Raw genomic sequence first — 22,275 nt, forward strand, 5'->3', positions numbered from 1 at the left:
ACTCAGTTTGTTGCATCCAGCGCGCGGCAGTCTTCGGGCAGCCACCCGATTTCGATCTGCGTGCCGGGCGTCAAACGTTCCTGGTCCGGAGCGTTCCGCGTCTTGATGACAAACTCGTCATTGCCGGCCACCTTGAGACGCGTTCGGAAAATATCACCCATGTAGATGAATTCGAGCACATCCGCCTTGAGCGTATGCGCCCCTTCCTGGAGGCGATCCTTGTTGATCTCGACGCGTTCGGGGCGGATCGACACGCGCGTGCGCTCGCCAACCTTGCTGACATTGACCGGGACCGCGTCGATCAGCCCGCCATCATCAAGCTCCACCAGGCAGGTGTCGCCCTTGATCTCGCGGATCGTGCCATCCAGCGTGTTATTTTCACCGATGAACTGCGCCACAAAGCTGTTCTCGGGTCGCTCGTAAAGCTCATCCGGTGAGGCCAGCTGCTGGATCTTGCCATCATCGAACACCGCAACACGATCCGACATGGTCAGCGCCTCGGTCTGGTCATGGGTCACATAGACCACTGTGATGCCAAGACGGTGCGCAAGATCGGTGATCTCGAACTGCATCTTTTCGCGCAATTGCTTGTCCAGAGCGCCCAATGGCTCGTCCATGAGAACCAACTCGGGCTCGAACACCAGGGCGCGGGCCAACGCGATGCGCTGTTGCTGCCCCCCCGACAATTGTGCCGGGCGCCGTCCGCCGAAATCTCCCATCTCGACCATATCCAGCGCGCGCTTCACTTTCGCTTCGCGGTCGGATTTGCCAATGCTCCGCACTTCAAGTGGGAAGCTCAGGTTCTCGGCGATCGTCATGTGGGGGAACAAGGCGTAGTTCTGGAACACCATCCCGATACCGCGCTTGTGCGGCGGAATGTTGTTGATCGCCTTGCCATCCAGCCGGATGTCCCCGTGGGTTGCGGTTTCAAACCCGGCCAACATCATGAGGCAGGTGGTCTTGCCTGACCCCGATGGCCCGAGCATCGTAAGAAACTCGCCCTTCGGCATGGTGAGGTTAAGGTCTTTCACGACGAGCTGAAGGCCATCGTAACTTTTCTGCACTCGATCAAATTCGACGAACGCGTCTTTCTGCGACGAGTCGGGCAAAAACGAACTCCCTGTTGTGTTCACGGATTGGCTCCGTTTGTTTCAACAGAATAAATCGCGTTGAGGATGACATTGCAACAACGTCGTTCACATTTTGACGTTTTGCCCATCCTTGCGGGACATATGACCAATTTCTGACCGCTCTTGCCGGAAGATTGCCCGCGAGACGCTCAGATTAAGGAAATCTGCTCCAAGAGGTTTGAATTGTTTACGAGGTAAATACACAAAGATACAGCGCTCGAATGACGCCGTCCACCATTTGAAGCTGACAAATACTGCGATTCGAGGAGTGCTGAATTGACTGTAAGTTGCGCTGGGTCGGCCGCATAAAAATGCTCGATGAGCACACGCTCGAACGCATCATGACAACCGTTCTTCTTGACCTTGGCAAACCGTTCGCGTCAGGTAAGCACCCAAGTGGGCACTGCCTGCACATCACCAAAGAGGACCGCAGATTTGACCCACAAGCTGATCGAGAAATTGCGCGACCAGCTTGGTCGACCTGCACCTGAACCAGCCGCCCCCGCCTCGTTCAAGAGAGCCCTTGAAGATTTCAGTCACATCCCTTCGCCGCTAAAACGCCCGCCCACCTGTCAGGCCATGATGATCGATGACTGCAGGATTATATACCTTCCGATCGCCAAGAACGCCTGTTCATCCCTGAAGCGCACTATTGCCGAGTTGGGTGGCGTGATCCCGGCAAAAGGCGAGGACATCCATCATAAGCTCGATTCCGAGCACACAGGACTTCAGTTCGAGGATCGGTCCGATCACGAAATTAGGGCCGCTTTATCGGACACCGATTGGATGCGATTTGTTGTTTTGCGCGATCCACTTGACAGGCTTGTCAGCGTGTTTGTCGAAAAATTCGTTCTGAACAGGAATATTCCCGCGCAAGCCCCCACGATCGGCCCGGTCTACCAGGCGGTCCTACTGAAAGAGACCATCACGCCCGAGGACTTCGACCGGGGCCTCACCTTCCGTGAATTCGCGGAATATATTCTCTCCGAAGAACCGGCACGCCTGAATGGCCACTGGCGCCCACAATCGGCATACCTTGATCACATTCCCTTCACCCATGTCTACGACGTCAATCGCCTCGACCTTCTTGCGCGTGATCTGCGGGCGCATCTTGGCCGCGACATCGCTCTGCCAAGGATGAACGTGTCCCGTGAAAAGAGCAACGAGCTGATCTACCACAAATGGGCGCCCGACGCCCGACCAGCCGATCTTCCGACCCCGAAGAAACTCAGCGTGGAAAGTTTCCTGCCAGACGGTCTGCATCGCAAGCTCATCGAGTACTACGCCACTGATCTGACCCTGCATCGCCTGGCCCAAAGGCCCGACGAGGCACATCCAGCCTGAAGCCGGATGCCCCCGCGATCTGAAAACAATACCGCCTTGTTGCTAAAGATTGGCCACAATCCAGTCAAAGTCGACATCTAAACCCTTCGGAAACCATACCGTGCAATGCCTGTACGGATATGAAGCGGGGTTTTGATGCTGGAATTCGACACTGTCAGCAAATCGTTCTGGACGGGGTCACACCGCAAGGTGATCCTCGACCGGGCGTCGTTTCGTGTCGAACTGGGCGTCTCCCTGGGAATCCTCGCCCCGAACGGTACCGGCAAGACCACGCTTATCAAGATGATGGCGGGTCTGGAAAAGCCTGATGAGGGCGAGATCCGCAAGACCAGCCGCGTGTCCTTTCCGCTTGGCTTCATGGGCGGCGTTGTCACCCGACACTCGGCGATGGAAAACTCCCGGTTCATTGCCCGGCTTTACGGCATCGACCCCGATTATGTAGAGGCGTTTTGCCGGTGGCTCTGCGATCTCGGCGAATATTTCGATCAGCCCTTGGGCACCTACTCATCGGGTATGCGCGCCCGGTTCACATTCGCGCTGATGCTGGCGCTGGATTTCGACATCTACCTCGTCGACGAAGGGATGCCGACCTACACGGATGTAGAATTCAACCGCAAGGCGGGTGACATCCTCGCCGAACGGCTACGCACCACCACAATGATCATCGTGTCACACCAACCCGAAACTCTGGCCCGGTTTGCCAGCAAGGCCGGCGTTCTCATGGACGGTCAGTTGCACATGTTCGACACCTTGGAAGAAGCGAAAATGCTCTATGACTACGAAACCCAAGGCTAAACGGTTCCGCATCAAGCGCACTGCGACCCCCGGCGGCGGTGGCCAGATGGCAGCGGCCGGCGCAGGCGCGCCCGGTCGTTCCGAGCTCTCCGCGACACCGGCCGAGCAACCCCGCATCAAACGTCCCGAGGACGGCGGTGTTGCCAAGGCTCTTGCCGCCATCCGCGAGGAAGGCCTGACAGGTCGCCAGTTGCGCATGGCGCGGCGCATTGCCCAGAAGAACGGTCTCGAACCGGCGTCCGACATAGAGGCGGTTTACCTGCTGCGGCTCAAGGGGATCGACCCGTTCGAGCGGGAGAACGCGCTCGACCTGATGATGCCTCCCACCCAACGCAAGCAGGAGTCGGACAAGACAGAGCCGCCCGAAGACGCGCGCAAGGCCCATCCCTTGGCCAAACGGCCGGGACTGCCCCAGACCACGGACGACACCAAGAACCTGCCCGCCACCGACAGCCGCAGCCCGGCAGAGCGCCGGTCGCAGGAAATCATGGTGATCCAGAAAGACATGGCACGCCGCCGCAGACGCCGCTTGCGGATGCTCTTCGCGCGCCTGTTTGCCTTTGTTTTGCTGCCGACGCTGATCGCGGGCTGGTATTTCTTCACCGTGGCGACACCGATGTATGCAACCAAGTCGGAATTCCTGATCCTCAAGGCGGAATCCGGAGGCGGCGGGATGGGTGGCCTTTTCTCGGGAACCCAGTTCGCCACCAACCAGGATGCGATCGCGGTGCAAAGTTACCTGACCTCCAAGGATGCGATGCTGCGACTCGACCGGGATGAAAACTTCAAGGAGCATTTCTCCCAGCCCGACCTCGATCCGTTGCGCCGGCTTGATCCCGACGCCACGTCAGAGGATATGTACAAGCTCTACAAGAAATACGTGCAGATCGGATATGACCCGACCGAAGGCGTGATCCGCATGGAGGTCGCTGCAGCCAATCCTGATGTGGCCACGAATTTCTCGACCGCGCTTATCGGCTATGCCGAGGAACGCGTGGACAACCTGTCGGCCCGCAAGCGCGAAAATGCCGTCAAGGATGCCCAGCTTGGCCTGCAAGAGGCCGAAGCGGCCCGCCGCGAGGCGCAGGAACGACTTGTCCGCCTGCAACAGGAAAGTTCGGTTCTCGATCCCCGGGCGCGGATCGGGGCGCTGCAAGCGCGGATCGAATCGGTGGAAACGCAGCTTCAGGAAAAGAACCTGCAGCTTCAGGCACTTTTGGACAACGCCCGTCCGAACCGCAGCCGCGTTGAAGGGGTCGAGGCCGACATCCGTCGGCTTGACGCGCTCAAGGCGGAGATCAACTCTGAAATGACCAAAGAGACCGCAGGCGCGGGATCGCTGGCCGAAACCGCGGTTCAGATCCAACTTGCCGAGGCGGACCTGGCAACCCGCGACATGATGCTGTCTGCCGCGCTGGAGCGTCTGGATCAGGCAAGGCGTGACGCCGATAGCCAGGCGAGGTATCTTACAACATCCGTTTATCCATTGGCGGCACAGGACCCAAGCTACCCGCGCGCCTTCGAGAACACGCTGCTGACCTTGCTGATCTTCTCGGGCATCTATCTCCTGATTTCGCTGACCGCGTCGATCCTGCGCGAACAGGTCGCCAACTAGACGCAAATCTGACACAGGTGACAAGCCAAAGCGCGCGCCCTATAAGGCGCGCGACTTCACGTTAGGCAGAGCAGAGGCCCCACATGACCACCCTTGTTTTCGGACATAAATCCCCCGACACCGACAGCACCGGCAGCCCGATCATCTGGGCGTGGTACCTCAACCAGATCAAGGGCGAAGACGCCAAGCCGATCCTTCTGGGCGAGCCCAACACCGAGGCTGCGTTCATGCTCGATCACTGGAAGCTGGACAAACCCGAGATCATCTCGGACGTGTCGGCAGATCAGCCGGTGGTCGTGGTCGATACCAACAACCCCGCCGAACTGCCCTCGCAGATCAACAGCGCCGATATCCGCGCGATCATCGATCACCACAAGCTTGTCGGCGGGCTGGAGACAAAAGGGCCAATCGACATCCGCATCGAACCGGTCGCCTGCACCGCCACGATCATGTGGAAAATGATCGGCAATGATCTGGCCCAGGCTCCGACCGGCATCAAGGGCGCGATGCTGTCCTGCATCCTCAGTGACACGCTGGAGTTCCGCTCGCCGACGACAACTCAGGAAGACACCGCCATCGCCCATTCGCTCGCAGAGGACCTGGGCGTGTCGATCCCCGATTACGCGGCCAGGATGTTCGCCGCGAAATCCGACGTCTCCGCCTTCTCCGACGCCGAATTGCTGCGCATGGACAGCAAGGAATACACCGTCGGGGACACGAAATTCCGCGTTTCGGTACTCGAGACCACAGCGCCCGCAACCGTCCTCGCCCGCAAAGACAGCCTCATGTCCACCATGCAGGACGTGGCATCCGAAGATGGCGTCGATCAGGTGCTGCTCTTTGTCGTCGACATCCTGAACGAGGAAGCGACCCTGCTGGTCCCCAACGCCCTTGTGAAAACCACCGCGGAAAAGAGCTTTGGCGCCACCGTGTCCGACGACACTGTTGTCTTGCCCGGCGTCGTCAGCCGAAAAAAGCAGATCATCCCCAACCTCGCGGTGTGACCCGACCCGAAGAGTGCGCGTTTTCCAAAGGGGGTGCTGGACGGCATCCCCTTTTTCATGTGACCTGACGATCAAATTTCCGGAAAGACACAAAATGACCCAGATCATCGATTCGCTCGCCGATATCGCCAACCGCTACGACGTGCTGCTCGTCGATCTTTGGGGCTGCGTGCATGATGGCGTGACCGCCTTTCCCGAAGCGGTGGCTGCGCTCAAGGGGTTTCGGCAGGGCGGCGGAACCGTGGTGCTGCTCACCAATGCGCCACGCTCGCGCCACGAGGTTGCCAAACAGATCGTCCGCTTCGGCATTCCGGAAGACGCATATGACACCATCGCCACCAGCGGCGACAGCGCCCGTGCCGCGATGTTTCGAGGCGCGGTGGGCGAAAAGGTCTGGTTCATGGGCGAGCCTCACGATGAGTCCTTCTTTGCTCCGTTGGAGTTGGTCGACGAGCCGGTAAACATCCAGCGGGTCGAATTGGACAAGGCCGACGGAATCGTCTGCTGCGGCCCCTTCGATCCAACTGCAGACCCGGCAGAGAACCGGCCACAGTTTCTTTATGCCAAGCAGATGGGGCTCAAGCTTCTTTGCGCGAACCCGGATATCGTGGTCGATCGTGGCGACAGCCGCGAATGGTGCGCTGGCGCCTTGGCGGCCCTGTATACCGAGATGGGCGGCGAAAGTCTGTATTTCGGCAAACCGCACCCGCCGATCTATGACCTCGCGCGCCGTCGTCTTGCGTCGCTTGGCAAAGATGCCGACGCGTCGTGCATGTTGGCAATCGGAGACGGCATACAAACCGACATCAGCGGTGCAATGGGCGAAGACATCGATTCGCTGTTTATCTCCGGCGGGTTGGCCAAGGCCGAGACCAGAACTTCGCACCAACCCGATCCGGAGGCGTTGGAAGCCTATCTGTCGACGGAAAGAGCGTCGCCGACATATACCATTGGACAGCTGCGCTAGGGCAGATTTTACTTGCGTTTCTGCGGCCGCGAAGTAAGAAAGTTTCACCACATAGTGCTGGACTTGTTTTTTATTACCCCGTCGCCGAAGAGCGGAGAGCGAAATGTTGGATAACCTGCCACGCGGAACGATCTGCATTGAAGATATCGAAATGGGCATGTCCCGCCACCTGCGCAAAGAGGTGACGGATCGGGACATCGAGATGTTCGCGCAAATCTCGACCGACCGGAACCCGGTCCATCTCGACGAAGACTACGCACAGGATACGATCTTCGAAGGACGTATCGCGCACGGGATGCTGACCGCTGGTCTGATCTCGGCGGTGATCGGGGAACAGCTTCCCGGTCATGGCACCGTCTATATGGGTCAAACGCTAAAGTTTCTCGCTCCGGTCCGCCCCGGCGACATGGTCTATGCCGAGGTCAGGGTGATCGATATCGACATCGCGAAACGCCGCGTGACGCTGGACTGTCATTGCTCTGTCGATGGCAAGAAAGTCCTCATGGGCGAGGCCAAGGTACTCGCGCCGTCGCGTAAATTCGACTGATCTCGCCACCGGCGCGGAGGCGTTGACGCATCCGCAGTGGTCCACTCCCGGAAAATCGCCCCGACCGCCACGGTGCGGGGATTGCAACGCCACGAAGCCCCGGCTAGTGCTCGGACTATGAAAATCGTACGGGATTACCAATTCGTCTCTGACGGGGACAAGGGCGCAACTGTCGCCATTGGCAATTTCGACGGCGTGCATTCCGGCCATCAGGCGGTGATCCAACAGGCGCGCGACGCAGTGCCGGACGCGCCGCTCGGCATCCTGACATTCGAACCGCATCCGCGCGAATATTTCAGGCCTGACGCCCCGCCCTTCCGCCTGATGAGCGCCGAGGCCCGCGCAACGCGACTGAACAAGCTCGGGGTCGAAATTCTGTATGAACTCAACTTCAACCTGCACTTGGCAGAGCTCAGCCCGGACGCATTCTCCAGGAAGGTCATCGCAGATGGGCTCGGCCTGCGGCATGTCGTGGTCGGCGCAGATTTCTGTTTTGGAAAGGCGCGGGCCGGGACTGTCGACACCCTCATCGCCTCGGGCAAGAAACTAGGGTTCGGCGTCACCGTGGCCGAGCTTGTGACCGCCTCCTCTGGCGCCGTGTCCTCGACGGCAATCCGCACCGCGCTGTCCGACGGCAACCCCCGCGTGGCCGCCGAGATGCTGGGCCACTGGCACCGGATCGAGGGTCCCGTGATTACCGGCGAACAGCGCGGCCGGGACCTTGGATACCCGACCGCCAACATGTCCATCGACGGATTGCACCCGCCCAAGCTTGGCGTGTACGCGGTGCTGGTCGATGTTCTGGATGGTCCGCATGCCGGATCCTATCTTGGTGCCGCCTCGATCGGGGTCCGGCCGATGTTCGGGGAAAACCGGGCCAACCTGGAAACCTTCCTTTTCGATTTCACCGGCGATCTTTACGGCGCGACAGTGTCGGTCGCGCTGGTGGATTTCCTGCGCCCCGAAGAAAAATTCGACAGCATTGACGCCCTTGTTGTGCAGATGGAGGCCGACTGTGCCAAAGCCCGCACGGTTCTGACCGCGCTATGAGCGATGATCCGATCGACCGCAGCGAACTTGCGCCCAGGTTCTGGGAGCACAAGGCGCTCACCGACCTTGGCCCGAAGGAATGGGAGGCGCTGTGTGATGGCTGCGGCAAATGCTGTCTCAACAAACTGGAGGACGAAGAGACGGGCCATGTGGAGTTGACCTGCGTCGCCTGCCGCCTGTTCGACGACAGCACCTGCCGCTGCGCGCAATATGACATCCGGCACCAGTTCGTGCCGGAATGCATCGTGCTCAAGCCGTCGAATATCGACAGTCACGCATATTGGATGCCGCAGACCTGCGCCTATCGCCTGTTGTGGGAGGGCAAGCCGCTTTACGACTGGCACCCGCTGATTTCGGGCACCCCCGACACCGTTCACAGCGCGGGCGTTTCGATGCGGAACGCAACCGTGCCGGAATTCGAGGTGCACGAGGACGACTGGGAAGATCACATCATCGAGGAGCCAACCTGATGTTTTTCGCCTCCGACAACAGCGGTCCAGTGCCGCAAGCCGTCTTGGACACGCTGGCCGAGGCCAACGCAGGCCATGTCATGGGCTATGGGGCGGACCCGATGATGGACGAGGTGCGCCAACGCCTCCGCGACCTGTTCGAAGCGCCGGAGGCTGCCGTCTACCTTGTCTCGACCGGCACCGCCGCGAACGCGTTGGCGCTGGCCACCTTGACCGAGCCCTTCGACACGATCTTCTGCACCCCGGTGGCGCATATCGAAGAAGACGAGTGCAACGCACCGGAATTCTACACTGGCGGCGCCAAGCTGACACTTGTGGACGGCCCGGACCGGATGACACCCGACACGCTGGCCCGTGCCATCGAAAGCCAGGGCAATCGCGGCGTGCATGGCCCCCGCCGCGGCGCGGTATCGATCACGCAAGTGACGGAAATGGGGAATGTCTATACGCTGGACGCGCTGAAAGCGCTCTGCAAAGTGGCCGCCTCGTATGATCTGCCGATCCATCTGGACGGCGCGCGCTTTGCCAACGCGATTGTCGCGCTTGAGTGTACGCCCGCCGAGATGACATGGAAACTGGGCGTCGACGTGGCAGTGTTCGGCGGGACCAAGAACGGGCTCATGGGGGTCGAAGCCGTGATCTTTTTCGATCCGGCCAAAGCGTGGGAATTCGAACTGCGGCGCAAGCGCGGCGGGCATCTGTTCTCCAAGCATCGCTACCTTTCGGCGCAAATGGCGGGCTATTTGCGCAACGATCTCTGGCTGGATATGGCACGCCGCGCCAATGCCAAGGCAGCGCATCTTCTGGCCGGTATGGACGGCTGCCCGCAGGTGCAGATCGTCAATGACGTGACCGCCAACATGATCTTCTTCGAAGCCCCCCGCGCGCTGCACCAGACTCTGAAGGCGGCCGGGGCCACATATGCCCTGTCCGGCGGATCGCTGGAGACAGGCGACGCCGAAGCCATGCTGCGCGGGCGGCTGGTCTGTGACTGGTCGATCGCCGACTCGCAATTAGACCGCTTCGTTTCCCTGTTGCCCAAAAAGTAAAAGGGCCCCCTTTCGGGAGCCCGGCACTCATTAGGTTCGTGGCAAACTAGGAGAGAAGAGAGTCAGTTGTACTGGAAATGCAGCTCGTAGCTGCCATCCTCGAAGGTGCCGAACAGGTCCGGCACATCGGGGTGTTCAACGGGTTCGCCTGAGTAATCGGCGATGAGGTTCTGTTCCGAAACGTAGGCCACGTAAAAGCTTTGATCGTTCTCGGCCAGCAGATGATAGAACGGCTGTTTCTTGGCCGGTCGGCTGTCCTCGGGGATCGCTTCGTACCACTCTTCGGTATTGTTGAATTCCGGATCGACGTCAAAAACCACGCCCCGGAAGGGGTGGCGGCGATGACGAACGACCTGGCCGATGTTGTATTTTGCGCGTTGTCTGATCATGTGTCCCATCCGTTGCCCCCTACTTGCCCGATTTTCGACAAATTGTCCAATTGGTGAGGCAATTTTCAGAGAAACAGTCTGTGCAACATGGGGACACATCGGTTTTTCATGGAAAAACAGGAACTTGCCGGCCCGAGGAAATGTGATTTCCTCGATCCTCGGAATGCGGTATAGATTGCTCAATCCGAAAGACGGAGCAACCGTCTTCGATAAATATGCGAGAGGCCCATGAGCAGATTCTTTCGCGCCTTGGTGATTGTCTTGCTTGCGGCCTCCTGTGGTGGCGGCGGCGGCACATCGGCGCCGCGTGACCTGGACAATGCCTGTTCGATCCTGAAGCAGCGCCCCGGCTACTTGAGGGCGTTTCGCGCCGCGGAGCGCAAATGGGGCGTGCCGGTGCATGTTCAGATGGCGGCAATGTACCAGGAAAGCAAGTTCAAGTCGGACGCGCGGACGCCGTTCCAGTACAAGCTCGGAGTCATCCCGGTCGGGCGGCAAAGCTCGGCCTTCGGCTATAGCCAGGCGCTGAACGGGACGTGGGAAGAGTACCAAGAAGATCAACGCGCCTTCCGCGCACGGCGCAACAATATTCGCGATGCTGCGGATTTCATGGGCTGGTACATGGCCGGATCGAACCGCAGCCTTGGCATTTCACTCTACGATGCGCGCAGTCAGTACCTCGCCTATCACGAAGGCCGCACCGGATTTTCCCGTGGAACATACAACGGCAAATCATGGCTCCTGCGTGTCTCTGACGAGATCGCATCACGCGCCCGGAGATACCAAGGCCAACTCGCCACCTGCAACGTGCGCAGGTAAGTCCGTTGCGGACCCATTGTTTCGCGCGCGAAACAATGGGTGAGCGCTTCTGACCCTTTAAGCTTTCGTTAACCTGTCATGGCCTCGGGGCAAGCCCTGCCTGACAGACAGGGGCAGCCTCCGTTCCGCCTAGCGGCGTTTGTCGAGCTTGCCGAACTCGCTTTCCAGCAGCGCCCGCATCTTTTTGCCGGCCCCCCGCAGCGACGCGTCGACATCGGCATCGGCATGCGTGACAGTCTGCGGCTGCATCCCCTCGGGACGTGCTTCGACCGTGCATTGGATATCATCCGCACCGCCCTTTGCCCCGTTGACATCAACGAGGTGCACCTCCACCCGCGAGAGCCGGTCGGTCAGATGCCCCAAGGCGCCGCTCACGGTGGTCTCGGCAATCTCGGCCAGGCGCTCATCGCCCTGAATGTGGCTGTCGGTGTTCAGCTGGAACTGCATGATGGGTCTCCTGTAAGTGTCCCATTGAGATATGCAGTCGCACCAATGGCAACAAGGGGCGGACGGTCTGCGCAACACCGGCGCCGGACCGTGCCCATCGCCGCGTGAGACAGGCCGCAAGCGACGCCGGATCAGCGGGATGCCCGGCGCTCCATCTCGATGTTGAACAGACGGTCCGCCAGTTGCTTGCGCTCAAGCGCGCCCAGGACAACCGTGGTTTGGCTGCCGCCATCGTCGGTGATGACCCACTGGCGCAGCTCGACCGGGTCGTTGGTGAACTTGAGCTCGATGCTGCCGTATTCCGGGTTCTCCGGGTCCTGCGCGGTCACCGTCGTGGCAGTGCCGTCATAACCGTGGGCCACCACCATGTTGGCGCGGGTCAGGTCGACGTTGCGGGCGAGGATCAGCCCCAGCGGGGTTCGGTTGAGCGGGTATGTGTTCGGCTCGCTGTTCAGCTTGCGGTCGAAGACCACCACCGTGCCGTTGTTGGCCATCACAAGCGCCTGTTCCGGTGGGTTGTATTCGAAGCGCACCGTGCCGGGGCGGCGCAAATAAAGCGTGCCGGTCGAAATCGTGTCGTCGGCGTTTATTTGGGTGAAGCTGCCTTCGGCGCTGGTCAGTTGGTTGAGATAATTGGACAGCGCCCCAAGGGAGAGCTGCTGGGCCTGCGCGGGCAGTGCCAACATCCATGCAAGCATGGTCACCAGGCCGATGAAAGGGAATCGCATAGGGTTTGGTCCTGTCTGCTCGAAACGCGTTGGACCTTATATGGCGAACCGGGCGCTGTTATGCGATAGCAGCGCCCGTTTTTGTGACCGGATCGGCAGGTCCTTACTGCTCTGGCACCAGGATCTCGCGTTTTCCGACATGATTGGCAGCCGAAACCACCCCTTCTTCCTCCATCTGCTCGACCAGTCGGGCGGCCTTGTTGTAGCCGATTGCCAGCTTGCGCTGGATATAGGAGGTGGAACATTTGCGGTCGCGCACAACGATGCCCACGGCCTGATCGTAAAGCGCGTCTTCGCCATCGGTGTTCCCGCCGGTATTCAGGCCAAGTACAGCGTCGATGTTGTCGGCTTTTTCGTCCTCGGGGCCTTGTACAACGCCGTTGACATATTCCGGCGGGCCGTAAGCCTTGAGGTGGGTGACGATCTCTTCGACCTCTTCGTCCGACACGAAAGGCCCGTGGCACCGGGTGATCCGGGCTCCGCCGGCCATATAGAGCATGTCGCCCTGCCCCAGCAATTGCTCGGCGCCCATTTCGCCAAGGATGGTGCGGCTGTCGATCTTCGACGTCACCTGGAAGGAAATCCGCGTCGGGAAGTTCGCCTTGATCGTGCCGGTGATGACATCGACGGAGGGGCGCTGCGTGGCCATGATCAGGTGAATTCCGCTCGCCCGCGCCATCTGCGCCAGCCGCTGTATGCAGGCTTCGATCTCCTTGCCCGCGACCATCATCAGATCGGCCATCTCGTCCACGATGACGACGATATAGGGCATTTTGACCGGCTGGATTTCCTCGGTCTCGAAGATCGGCTCGCCGGTTTCGTCGTCAAAACCGGTCTGCACGGTGCGTTCGAACATTTCGTTCTTGCTCAGCGCGTCCGCCACGCGGCTGTTGTAGCCGTCGATATTGCGCACGCCCATCTTGGACATCTTGCGGTAGCGGTCTTCCATCTCGCCCACGACCCACTTGAGGGCGACAACCGCTTTCTTGGGGTCGGTGACCACGGGAGAAAGCAGATGCGGGATGCCATCATAGACGCTGAGTTCCAGCATCTTGGGGTCGATCATGACAAGGCGCAGATCCTGTGGGCTGAGCTTGTAGAGCAACGACAGGATCATGGTGTTGATCGCGACCGATTTCCCCGAGCCGGTGGTGCCTGCGATCAGCAGATGAGGCATCTTGGCAAGGTTTGCGACAATCGGGTCGCCACCTATGTCCTTGCCCAGCGCGAGCGGAAGCTTTTGTGTTCCGTCTCCGTAATCGCGCGTGGACAGAATTTCCCGGAAGGACACCATCTCGCGGTTTTCATTGGGCAGTTCGATCCCGATCACGCTGCGACCGGGCACGGTGGACACGCGTGCAGACAGCGCGGACATCGACCGGGCGATGTCATCGGCGAGCCCGATCACGCGGGACGCCTTGAGACCCGGCGCGGGTTCCAGCTCGTACATGGTGACAACCGGGCCGGGGCGAACGCTCACGATCTCGCCCTTTACGCCGTAGTCATCAAGCACCGTTTCCAGCATGCGCGCGTTCTCTTCCAGCGCCTCGTCGCTGAGGTGGTGGCGTTCGATCGTGGAGGGGTCCATCAAGAGACCAAGCGGCGGCAATTCATAATCTGTCTGGGTGTCTTCGAATTGCAGGCTCGGCTGAGCCTCGGCCTTTGCACGCCTGGAGGGCTGAACCGGTTTGCGCTGTGGCTGTTGGACAACCTTGCGGGCGTCCGGGTCGGGCGCGGGTGGGCGCGGGATCGACGGGGCGGCCTGCGGTTCGGGGGCGGCATCGCCGTAATCGTCCCAATCGGTCATATCGTCCAGGGTATTCTCGTCCGGCGCGCCTGCATAGGCAGCCTGCGGCGCATAAGTGCCCGCGGTGACAGGCGGCTCGGCGCGCATCGCCGGTTCAGGACGTGCTGTCACGGGCGGCTCTGGCGGCAAGTCGGGATTCGGCTTGAAGATCAGCGGGTCCGGGCCGCGGCCACGTCCTTTGGTCAACGGGGCGGCGACGGCGGAGGTCACAGACGGGTTGCTGCGCACGCGGGACTTGATCGCATCGGCAATCTTGGCGCGCACACGGTCGTCACCCGGCAGCGTTTCCGGCAAATCCCCTGTAGGCCACGTCTCGACCAGCTCTGGCTGCGGATCGGCGCGGCGCATGAGCGATGGCATCTTGGACAGGATGCCTGTTTTTTGCGGCATCTGCACCACGGGATGGGGGGTATCAGGCTGCGGATCGACCGTTTGCGGCGATGGCGCAGCGACGCGGGTGACACGGGGTTCGGCGGACTGCGCTGCGGCCCACTCTGCGGCATCGGCCTCGTCCTGCGCCCGCTGGGCGCGGCGGTCGGCGTTGCGCGCCTGCATGTCGCGCGCGGCAGAAATCGCACCGGATGCACCTTTGCCCAGAAGCGACAGCAGCGTGGCGTAAACCATGATCACACCAACCACGAGAAAACGGGCCATGCGGGACAATTCAGCCTTGGTAAAGCCAAGCACGAAGGCGCCCATGATCAGAACCAGACCGCCCAGAAGCAACATCATCAGCTTGAGCGCGAATGTCGTGCCCAAAGGCAGGATCGTCAGGATCGCACCCATCATCATGTCGCCGAACAGACCACCAAGACCAAAGCTGTGGGTCCAGGCGGTGGTTTCAGGGACACCCGCGGCATAGACAGCCGCCAGGGCCACCCAGATCGGCGCGAAGATCAGGCAGGTCAGCGCGCGGTTTTCGCCCTTGTGCAGGGCAAGACGGGCGCCCCAGACCAGAAGGACCAGCGCAAGACCCCAGCTGGCCCAGCCGACAATCATGAACAAGGGGGCCGCGACCGACGCTCCGGCACGACCAAGCCAGTTTTGCACCGGGGCATCGGTGGCGGACAGCCAGCTCGGGTCGGCAGGCGAATAGGACCAGATCATCGAGGCCGCCAATGCGCCCAGCGCCATGAGCAAGAAGCCACCCAGTTCCTTGCCACGTTTTTCGATCGCAGCCTGCATGTTGCTGTCAAAGAGGGGGTCACGCCCCCGCGCCTGATATGCCATCCTTCGCCTCTTTATTGGTCTTTGCTGCCATACAGGCAGTCCCTGATCTTCGTCAGGCCGCTTTCGGTTTCGTCTTTCGGGGCCACCATGGCGACCCGGATATACTGCGTGCCGGGATTGCCGGTCTCGGTGTCGCGCGACAGGTAGGCACCGGGCAGAACCCGAACGCCGGTTTCCTGCCAAAGCTTCAAAGCCGCCGCTTCACCGTCATCCACCGGCAACCACAGGAAGAACCCCGCCTGCGGTGACCGGTAGCCCGGCACATTGCCGAAGATGCGGTCGGCCAGCGCGTATTTCTCGGCATAAAGCGCGCGGTTTTCTTCGACATGCGTCTCGTCCCTCCACACCGCCTCGGCCACGGCCTGAAGCGGCAGGGGCAGAGGTGCGCCTGAATAGTTGCGCAATTGCTGGAGGCGCCGGATCGATTCGGGACCACCCGCCACGAAGCCCGACCGCAGACCCGGCAGGTTGGAGCGTTTGGACAGCGAATGGAAGATCAGCACGCGTTCGGGATCGGCCCCCATCTCCTGCACCACCTGCAAAGCGCCCACGGGCGGCATGTCGCGGTAGATCTCGGAGTAGCACTCGTCGGCGAGAATCCGGAAATCGTGCTTTTCCGCCAGCGCGATCAGCCGTTCCCAATAGTCCCGGTCGGCCACGGCGCCCTGCGGATTGGCGGGTGAACAGACATAGGCCAGCGCGGTGCGGTTCAGGACGTCATCGGACAGGCCCTCGAAATCCGGCAGATGGCCCGTCGCTTCGGTCGCGTTGACGAACACCGGCTCCGCCGCGACCGAAATCGCCGAGATCAGGTAGACCTGGTAGAACGGGTTCGGCATCAGAACCACGGGCTGGGCCCCGTTCTTGGTTTCTGGACACAGCGCCATGCCAACGTTGTAGAGCCCCTCGCGCGTGCCATTCAGCGCCATGATCTGCGCGTCGGCATCAAGGACGACACCATAGCGCCGCTGCACCCAGTCGCGGATTGCGCCGCGCAGTTCGGGCGTGCCTTCGTTGGGCGGGTACTTGTTGAACCCGGCCATGTTCTGCATGAGGATCTCGGAGATCCACGCCGGAAAGGCGTGTTTCGGCTCTCCGATCGACATGTGAATCACCGGCCCACCCGGTTCATGCACGTCCAACAGGGCGCGCAGACGCGGAAACGCATAGGCCGGAAGGTTTGAAAACCGGTCGGGAAACATGCCAATACTGCCTCTGATCAAGGGTCGTCAGCGCCCTCTTTGGGGGCAAATTACATAGGCGGGGCGGCGGCGTCCAGAAAAAGAGCGTGACGGTCAGCCTGTTGTGGCTTTCAGGCCAATGCCCGTTCCGCCGCCAGCCCAAGTCGCAACAACCGTCGTTCATCAAAGGGTTGCGCCATCAGTGACACCCCGCATGACGGCGTGCCGGTGGGCAGGGTCAGGGCACAGACCCCCATCAGGTTGCCGATGCGTGTGTTGCGCAGGGTCAGCAGATTTTCTGTGACGTAATAGTCACTGTCGGTCATCAAACGGTCCACGTTCGGCGGCGTGATCGGGCATGTCGGGCAGAGCACCGCGTCGAATCCGGCTGTGGCCTGAAGATAGGTCGTCCGACAGCGTTCCAGAGTGTGCCAGGCGGCCACGTAATCGGCGGCGGAAAACGCCTTGCCGGATCGGAACCGCGCAAGGATCTCGGCGAACATCGCGTCCGGATTGGCCTCGATCACGTCTTTCCAGGTGCCGTAGGCTTCGGCGCTGTAAAGGATCGCCGACAGCGCCATCGCGGTCTCGAGTTCGGGCACGGCAATGTCGACGATCTCGGCCCCGGCCTCCTTGAAACGCTGAACCGCGTGATCAAAGCCACTGCGCGGGTCGTCGCGCAGATCCTCCAGCGCCGTGGTGGTCAGACGCGCGAACCGCCGTCCCTTGAGATTGCCGGGCATCATGTCGATGGGGTTTTCGCCCTTCATGATGGCAAACAGCAGGGCGGCATCCTCGACCGATTTGCCCAAGGGACCAACGGTGTCGAAGTTCGCGGCCAACGGCACCGCGCCCTTGAGGCTGAGCACTCCGGCGGTGGTCTTGAGGCCCACAAGGTCGTTCCACGCGGAGGGGACACGGACCGACCCGCCCGTGTCCGACCCGATGGCAGCGGGGGCAAGACCGAACGCGACCGAGGCGGCCGCCCCCGATGACGACCCGCCCGGCGCGTTGTCGGGGTCGTGGATGTTGGGGGATGTGGCGGTTCTGGGGTTCAGGCCCAGACCGGAAAACGCCAGCTCGCTCAGATGCGTCTTGCCAAGGCACACCAGCCCCCGGTGGGTGGCGGCTTGCAGAACCTCGGCATCGGTGTCGGGTGTCCGCCCGTCCAGCAGTTTGGATCCGGCTTCTGTCACCACGCCAGCGGTATCGAACAGGTCTTTCCAACTGATCGGAACACCGTCCAGCGGCGAGCGGCGCAGGTTCAAACGCGCCCGCTCCCGCGCAGCCTCGGCCTCGGCCAAAGCGCGTTCAGGGGTCAGGCGGGCGTAGATGCGGTCGCGATGTTCATGCGCGTCGATGGCATCGAGGTAGGTTCGGGTCAACGCGACCGGATCGATCTCTCCTGCGTCAATGCCGCGTCCAAGATCGGCGGCCGTCATATCCTGCCAGTCGGTCATGCTTGTCTCCCCTGCCCTGTCATTTGGCGCGACGGTAGCGGCAGAGAAGCGCATGGACAATCCCGCCTGCGCCTCCATATCTCGGGATATGAACACGAGATCCGATATCCTTATCGTCGGCGGCGGCCTGAATGGTCCCATGCTGGCCCTGGCGGCGGCCCGGTCGGGCCTTCGCAGCACCGTCATCGACGCCCGCCCCGAAGGTGCCCGGCGCAGTGACAATTTCGATGGACGCTCCTATGCGCTTGCCCTCGCCTCTGTCCGAATGCTCACAGCGCTGGGGCTGTGGGACGGGTTGAAAGCCGATGCGCAGCCGATGACCGAGATCAAGGTCAGCGACGGGCGCGCAGGCGATGCCGAGGTGTTTCTGGGTCTGCACTTTGACAGCGCGGAGATCGAAGAAGGCCCGATGGGCCATATGCTCGAAGACCGATATCTGCGGCGCGCGCTGCTCGAGGCGATGGCGGCAGAGCCTTTGGTGACGCATCTGGCCGGGGACTCGGTGGTGGATCAGACGGTCACGGCCTCGGGCGCGTCAGTGACACTGGCGTCGGGCGAAGTGGTATCCGGGCGGTTGATCGTGGGCGCCGATGGACGCCAAAGCGGCACCGGTCAGCGCGCCGGCGTGCGCCGCACCGAATGGGATTATCCGCAGACCGCGCTGGTCTGCGCGATCGGGCATGAAAAGCCGCATGGCGGGGTCGCGCATCAGCTTTTCCTTCCCGCCGGGCCGTTGGCAATCCTGCCGCTCACCGGCAACCGCTCCTCGATTGTCTGGAGCGAGCGCACGGGTCTGGCGCAAGAGATCAATGCGCTGTCGGACGCGGATTACCTGACCGTGCTGCGCCCGCGTTTCGGCGATTTCCTGGGCGAGATTTCACTTGCAGGCGCACGGTTCACCTATCCGCTGGGGCTGACCGTGGCGAACCGCTTTGTCGCGGACAGGGTCGCGCTGGTGGGTGACGCGGCGCACGGGATGCACCCGATCGCAGGCCAAGGCTTGAACGCCGGTCTGCGCGATGTCGCAGCCCTGGCGCATGTGATCGGCCACGCGGTGCGGCGCGGCGAGGATTTTGCAAGCCCGCAGGTCCTGGCCCGCTACGAGCAATGGCGCAGGTTCGACACGGCAACGCTTCTGACTGCAACGGACTTGTTCAACCGCCTGTTTTCAAGCGACAACCCGATCCTGCGGGCAGGTCGCGATCTGGGCATGGCGGCGATCAACACCATGCCCGCTGCGCGACGGACCTTCATCCGAGAGGCGGCCGGATTGAACGGCGACCTGCCGGACCTGATGGCGGGCTGACGCCCCGCTTGACGCCGCTACTGGATTCGCATTCCGTTCGCGAGGACATGCCCCTGTTCGTTGATCGTGAGCGACGATTTGAGGCTGTCCTCCCCGTCACCCGGCACAGCGAACATGCTCATCATCATGCGCGCGCCCATAGCGTCTTCCTCGGTGACAAGACCCATCGAAATCAGCTTGTCGATCAGCGCGTTCACCCCGTCAAACGTCAGTTCCACGGATCCTGTCGGGCGCGGAAAACCTCCAAAGGTCTCCATATCCTCGTTATCGAAGGTGAATGATCCGGTCCCGCCCATTGTGGCGCCGGCAAGCTCGACGGTGAGATCGTTGAGCGTCAGCGCGTTCAATTCCCCCGGTGCCACCCGGGTTTCCTCGACCCGAGCCATGGCTTCGGGATCAAACAGGTTGACGCCGGGCGTGACCTTTCCGGTCAGGTCAAGCGCGATGGTGGCAGCGTCGCGCGGCAGGATCGTCTCTGGATCGATGATGTTCCAGATGACATCCGATAATTCGAACCCGCGGAGCGCAATACCCATCGCCATATCCTGCGGCGTGTCCGCCTCGGCGATCGGGGCAGTAAGGTTCAGCGCGGTTTCCGCCATCTTGAAATCCAATGGCACAGGCATCTCCGGACCCGACATCGAGACCGTTTGCCCGGTCGCGCCAAGGCTGTAGGACAACGCGGTGTCGTCCATCGAGAAATCCAGCGCGACCGAAGCGCTGCCGGTCGTCCCCGCGGTTGTTCCGTTATCTTCGGTGAAGGCGAATTGCGACTGCCCGTCTTCATAGCTCACGGACCCGTCGGCGGCAAACCCGCCGGCCGCAAGGCTTTGCGGATCACTGGAGTCGAATCCTTCGGGCAATGTGCTGTCACTCTCGGCGGCAAACGCCTCCATCGCCCCGGCCAGGATCATCGCCTCGCCACCATCGGGATTCGTAAACGCCAGATCATAACTGGCCGAGCCGGCTCGCGTATCCTGGACGATCTGCACCCCGTCCCTGGTATCGGCGACAATCTTGCCGGTGACATCATCGAACACGAGGTCGAACCGCGCATCCTCGCGGCTGATCTCCTTGCCATCTATCGCCAGGTCGATCAGCGACATTGTCAATTGGTTCGCAACAAATGCATAGGTCATGTTGCCGGGTTCGCCGGAAACGACTGTTTCCATGGCGTCCGTGCCATAGCCCAGCATCATCGTGACCGGTGCATCGCCCTCGGGTGTCGCAGAGATCGAGATCGGGATGGCAGCGGGCAGGGTCATCAGGACCGACCCGTCTGCGGCCTCGATCAGATCGATCCCGTCCATCGTGATCCTGATGCGGCTGTCATCTTCGGCCCCTGAGTAGCGCAGGTCGATGTCGGACACGGTCAGCCCGTCGTCATCGGGTATTTCCGTGGCGGTGACGGAATAGCCAAACCCTTTGAACGTGGATTCAAGGCTGGTCCAGACCTGCTGCGCGGTCAGTTCGGCCATTGCGGTGCCGGACGTCAGGCCCAAGGCAAGGACCACCCCCGAAGAAACGCGAACAAGACGATGCATGGAATTTCCTTTGACACAGATTGCATCCATACCTTCGAACGCTTGCTCGGCCGGGTCAAGTGGGTGGACGCTGGCTGCTGTCCGCAGTAGCAGTGAGATGACCAGAACGGAGGATGTCACATGACCGATTTGACCGGAAAGACCGCTCTCATCACCGGGGCCAGCCGTGGCATCGGGGCGGAGGCTGCACGGGCGTTCGCGGACGCCGGCGCCAATGTTGCGCTTGTTGCGCGCTCGGCTGACAGCATTGCCGATCTCGCCGGAGACATCGGCTCCCGCGCCGTCGCGATTCCCTGCGACATTAGCCGCTTCTGGGAAATGGAACAGGCTGTCGAAAACTGCGTAACGGCCTTTGGCGGGCTTGATATCCTGGTCAACAACGCGGGCGTGATCGACCCGATCTCGCGAATAGAGGAGGTCGATCCCGAAGCCTGGGGGCAGGCGATCGACATCAATCTCAAGGGCGTTTTCCACGGAATACGCGCCGCGTTGCCAGTGATGCAACACGCCGGCGGCGGTACCATTCTGACCGTGAGTTCCGGCGCGGCGCATGGCCCGGTGGAGGCATGGTCGCATTACTGCGCGTCCAAGGCGGGCGCCGCAATGCTGACCATGTGCCTGCACAAGGAAATGGGCGAAAAGGGCATTCGCGCAATGGGGCTGTCGCCGGGCACCGTCGCGACGCAGATGCAAAAAGAGATAAAGGCCAGCGGCATAAACCCGGTGAGCCAGCTTGATTGGTCCGAGCATATCCCGGCCGACTGGCCGGCCCGTGCGCTGCTGTGGATGTGCGGACCCGAGGCGGATGGCTTCGCCGGATCGGAAATTTCGCTCCGGGACGAGAGCATCCGGCAGAAGGTTGGCCTGACGTGATCGACGTTGAAAACGGCGGCACGCTGTGCAGGCTGACCATCAACCGCCCGGACAAGGCCAACTCGCTGACCGCCGACATGCTGGAGGCGCTGTGCACAGGCATCGAGGACGCGTACGACGCCCGTGCGATCCTGCTGACCGGCCTGGGCAAGGTGTTTTCCGCCGGGGCCGACCTTGAGGCTGCAAAAGCCGGGCTCGCAAAGAGCCCGTTGTGGGAACGGCTTTCGGGCGCTCTGGCACGTCATCCGGGACTCACCATCGCGGCGCTGAACGGGACTGTCGCGGGGGGTGCGATGGGCATGGTTCTGGCGTGCGATCTGCGCATCGCGGTGCCGGGAACAAAGGTCTTTTACCCGGTCATGAAGCTGGGCTTTTTACCCCAACCCTCTGACCCGGCCCGCTTGGCAACGCTTGTCGGATCGTCGCGCGCCAAGATGATCCTGATGGCTGGGCAAAAAATCGCCACCGAAGACGCGCTGGCTTGGGGCTTGATCGACGAGATCACGGATCAAGACAATCT

The 22,275-nt window shown here is 61.4% G+C and carries 21 protein-coding genes; 13 read left to right on the forward strand and 8 right to left on the reverse strand.

Features of this window, described 5'->3' with window-relative positions; genetic code table 11:
* Positions 1–2: 2 nt before the first annotated feature.
* Positions 3–1,109: an ABC transporter ATP-binding protein gene (locus LCF59_RS12225; RefSeq protein WP_292287889.1), complete on the reverse strand. Its 1,107-nt coding sequence runs from the start codon at positions 1,107–1,109 to the stop codon at positions 3–5.
* Positions 1,110–1,565: 456 nt separating this feature from the next.
* Between LCF59_RS12225 and LCF59_RS12230 the strand changes: the two genes are divergently transcribed.
* The 9 genes from LCF59_RS12230 (at position 1,566) to LCF59_RS12270 (ending at position 9,971) form a co-directional block, all read left to right on the forward strand.
* On the forward strand, positions 1,566–2,474 hold the full coding sequence (locus tag LCF59_RS12230; RefSeq protein WP_292287890.1) for a sulfotransferase family 2 domain-containing protein: 909 nt from the start codon (positions 1,566–1,568) through the stop codon (positions 2,472–2,474).
* A gap of 135 nt (positions 2,475–2,609) precedes the next feature.
* The gene (locus LCF59_RS12235) at positions 2,610–3,269 is read left to right on the forward strand and encodes an ABC transporter ATP-binding protein (protein ID WP_292287891.1); all 660 of its coding nucleotides are present in this window, start codon (positions 2,610–2,612) and stop codon (positions 3,267–3,269) included.
* On the forward strand, positions 3,247–4,884 hold the full coding sequence (locus LCF59_RS12240; RefSeq protein ID WP_292287892.1) for a capsule biosynthesis protein: 1,638 nt from the start codon (positions 3,247–3,249) through the stop codon (positions 4,882–4,884). Before LCF59_RS12235 ends, LCF59_RS12240 begins: the two co-directional genes overlap by 23 nt.
* Before the next feature lie 83 nt (positions 4,885–4,967).
* A complete protein-coding gene (locus tag LCF59_RS12245; protein WP_292287893.1) occupies positions 4,968–5,888 on the forward strand; it encodes a manganese-dependent inorganic pyrophosphatase in 921 nt (306 codons plus the stop codon).
* A 94-nt stretch (positions 5,889–5,982) separates the two neighbouring features.
* A complete protein-coding gene (locus LCF59_RS12250) occupies positions 5,983–6,855 on the forward strand; it encodes a TIGR01459 family HAD-type hydrolase (protein ID WP_292287894.1) in 873 nt (290 codons plus the stop codon).
* 103 nt (positions 6,856–6,958) lie between these two features.
* Complete coding sequence (locus tag LCF59_RS12255; protein WP_292287895.1) at positions 6,959–7,402, forward strand: MaoC family dehydratase; 444 nt, start codon at positions 6,959–6,961, stop codon at positions 7,400–7,402.
* 117 nt (positions 7,403–7,519) lie between these two features.
* A complete protein-coding gene (locus tag LCF59_RS12260; RefSeq protein WP_292287896.1) occupies positions 7,520–8,452 on the forward strand; it encodes a bifunctional riboflavin kinase/FAD synthetase in 933 nt (310 codons plus the stop codon).
* The gene (locus LCF59_RS12265; RefSeq protein WP_292287897.1) at positions 8,449–8,922 is read left to right on the forward strand and encodes a YcgN family cysteine cluster protein; all 474 of its coding nucleotides are present in this window, start codon (positions 8,449–8,451) and stop codon (positions 8,920–8,922) included. The genes LCF59_RS12260 and LCF59_RS12265 overlap by 4 nt, the downstream gene beginning before the upstream one ends.
* The gene (locus LCF59_RS12270; RefSeq protein WP_292287898.1) at positions 8,922–9,971 is read left to right on the forward strand and encodes a low specificity L-threonine aldolase; all 1,050 of its coding nucleotides are present in this window, start codon (positions 8,922–8,924) and stop codon (positions 9,969–9,971) included. The genes LCF59_RS12265 and LCF59_RS12270 overlap by 1 nt, the downstream gene beginning before the upstream one ends.
* 62 nt (positions 9,972–10,033) lie before the next feature.
* Here LCF59_RS12270 and hspQ read toward each other — a convergent pair whose 3' ends face one another.
* Complete coding sequence (gene hspQ / locus LCF59_RS12275) at positions 10,034–10,360, reverse strand: heat shock protein HspQ (RefSeq protein WP_292287899.1); 327 nt, start codon at positions 10,358–10,360, stop codon at positions 10,034–10,036.
* 228 nt (positions 10,361–10,588) lie between these two features.
* Between hspQ and LCF59_RS12280 the strand changes: the two genes are divergently transcribed.
* A complete protein-coding gene (locus LCF59_RS12280) occupies positions 10,589–11,179 on the forward strand; it encodes a transglycosylase SLT domain-containing protein (protein WP_292287900.1) in 591 nt (196 codons plus the stop codon).
* Between the two features lie 129 nt (positions 11,180–11,308).
* On the opposite strand, the gene LCF59_RS12285 is transcribed toward LCF59_RS12280, so the two are convergent.
* From LCF59_RS12285 to LCF59_RS12305, 5 genes are all read right to left on the reverse strand, one after another.
* Positions 11,309–11,626 (reverse strand): HPF/RaiA family ribosome-associated protein, encoded by a 318-nt coding sequence (locus tag LCF59_RS12285; protein ID WP_292287901.1) that lies wholly within the window; start codon positions 11,624–11,626, stop codon positions 11,309–11,311.
* A 131-nt stretch (positions 11,627–11,757) separates the two neighbouring features.
* A complete protein-coding gene (locus LCF59_RS12290; RefSeq protein WP_292287902.1) occupies positions 11,758–12,312 on the reverse strand; it encodes an outer membrane lipoprotein carrier protein LolA in 555 nt (184 codons plus the stop codon).
* 145 nt (positions 12,313–12,457) lie between these two features.
* Positions 12,458–15,391, reverse strand: a complete 2,934-nt coding sequence (locus LCF59_RS12295; RefSeq protein WP_292287903.1) for a DNA translocase FtsK — start codon at positions 15,389–15,391, stop codon at positions 12,458–12,460.
* 11 nt (positions 15,392–15,402) lie between these two features.
* On the reverse strand, positions 15,403–16,593 hold the full coding sequence (locus tag LCF59_RS12300; RefSeq protein WP_292287904.1) for an aminotransferase class I/II-fold pyridoxal phosphate-dependent enzyme: 1,191 nt from the start codon (positions 16,591–16,593) through the stop codon (positions 15,403–15,405).
* Positions 16,594–16,703: 110 nt separating this feature from the next.
* On the reverse strand, positions 16,704–18,032 hold the full coding sequence (locus LCF59_RS12305; protein WP_292287905.1) for an amidase: 1,329 nt from the start codon (positions 18,030–18,032) through the stop codon (positions 16,704–16,706).
* 52 nt (positions 18,033–18,084) lie between these two features.
* On the opposite strand from LCF59_RS12305, the gene LCF59_RS12310 reads away from it, so the two are divergent.
* A complete protein-coding gene (locus LCF59_RS12310) occupies positions 18,085–19,338 on the forward strand; it encodes a UbiH/UbiF/VisC/COQ6 family ubiquinone biosynthesis hydroxylase (protein WP_292287906.1) in 1,254 nt (417 codons plus the stop codon).
* A 17-nt stretch (positions 19,339–19,355) separates the two neighbouring features.
* On the opposite strand, the gene LCF59_RS12315 is transcribed toward LCF59_RS12310, so the two are convergent.
* Entirely contained in the window at positions 19,356–20,882 is a 1,527-nt protein-coding gene (locus LCF59_RS12315; protein WP_292287907.1) for a DUF2125 domain-containing protein, read from the reverse strand.
* Between the two features lie 120 nt (positions 20,883–21,002).
* On the opposite strand from LCF59_RS12315, the gene LCF59_RS12320 reads away from it, so the two are divergent.
* Together LCF59_RS12320 and LCF59_RS12325 are read left to right on the forward strand one after the other, a co-directional pair.
* Positions 21,003–21,755, forward strand: a complete 753-nt coding sequence (locus LCF59_RS12320) for an SDR family oxidoreductase (RefSeq protein ID WP_292287908.1) — start codon at positions 21,003–21,005, stop codon at positions 21,753–21,755.
* Positions 21,752–22,275 (forward strand): enoyl-CoA hydratase/isomerase family protein (locus LCF59_RS12325; protein WP_292287909.1); only part of this gene is annotated, 524 nt, incomplete at its 3' end. The genes LCF59_RS12320 and LCF59_RS12325, both read left to right, overlap by 4 nt.

It is taken from the genome of Marivita sp., assembly GCF_020055675.1.
Taxonomy (GTDB): domain Bacteria; phylum Pseudomonadota; class Alphaproteobacteria; order Rhodobacterales; family Rhodobacteraceae; genus Marivita.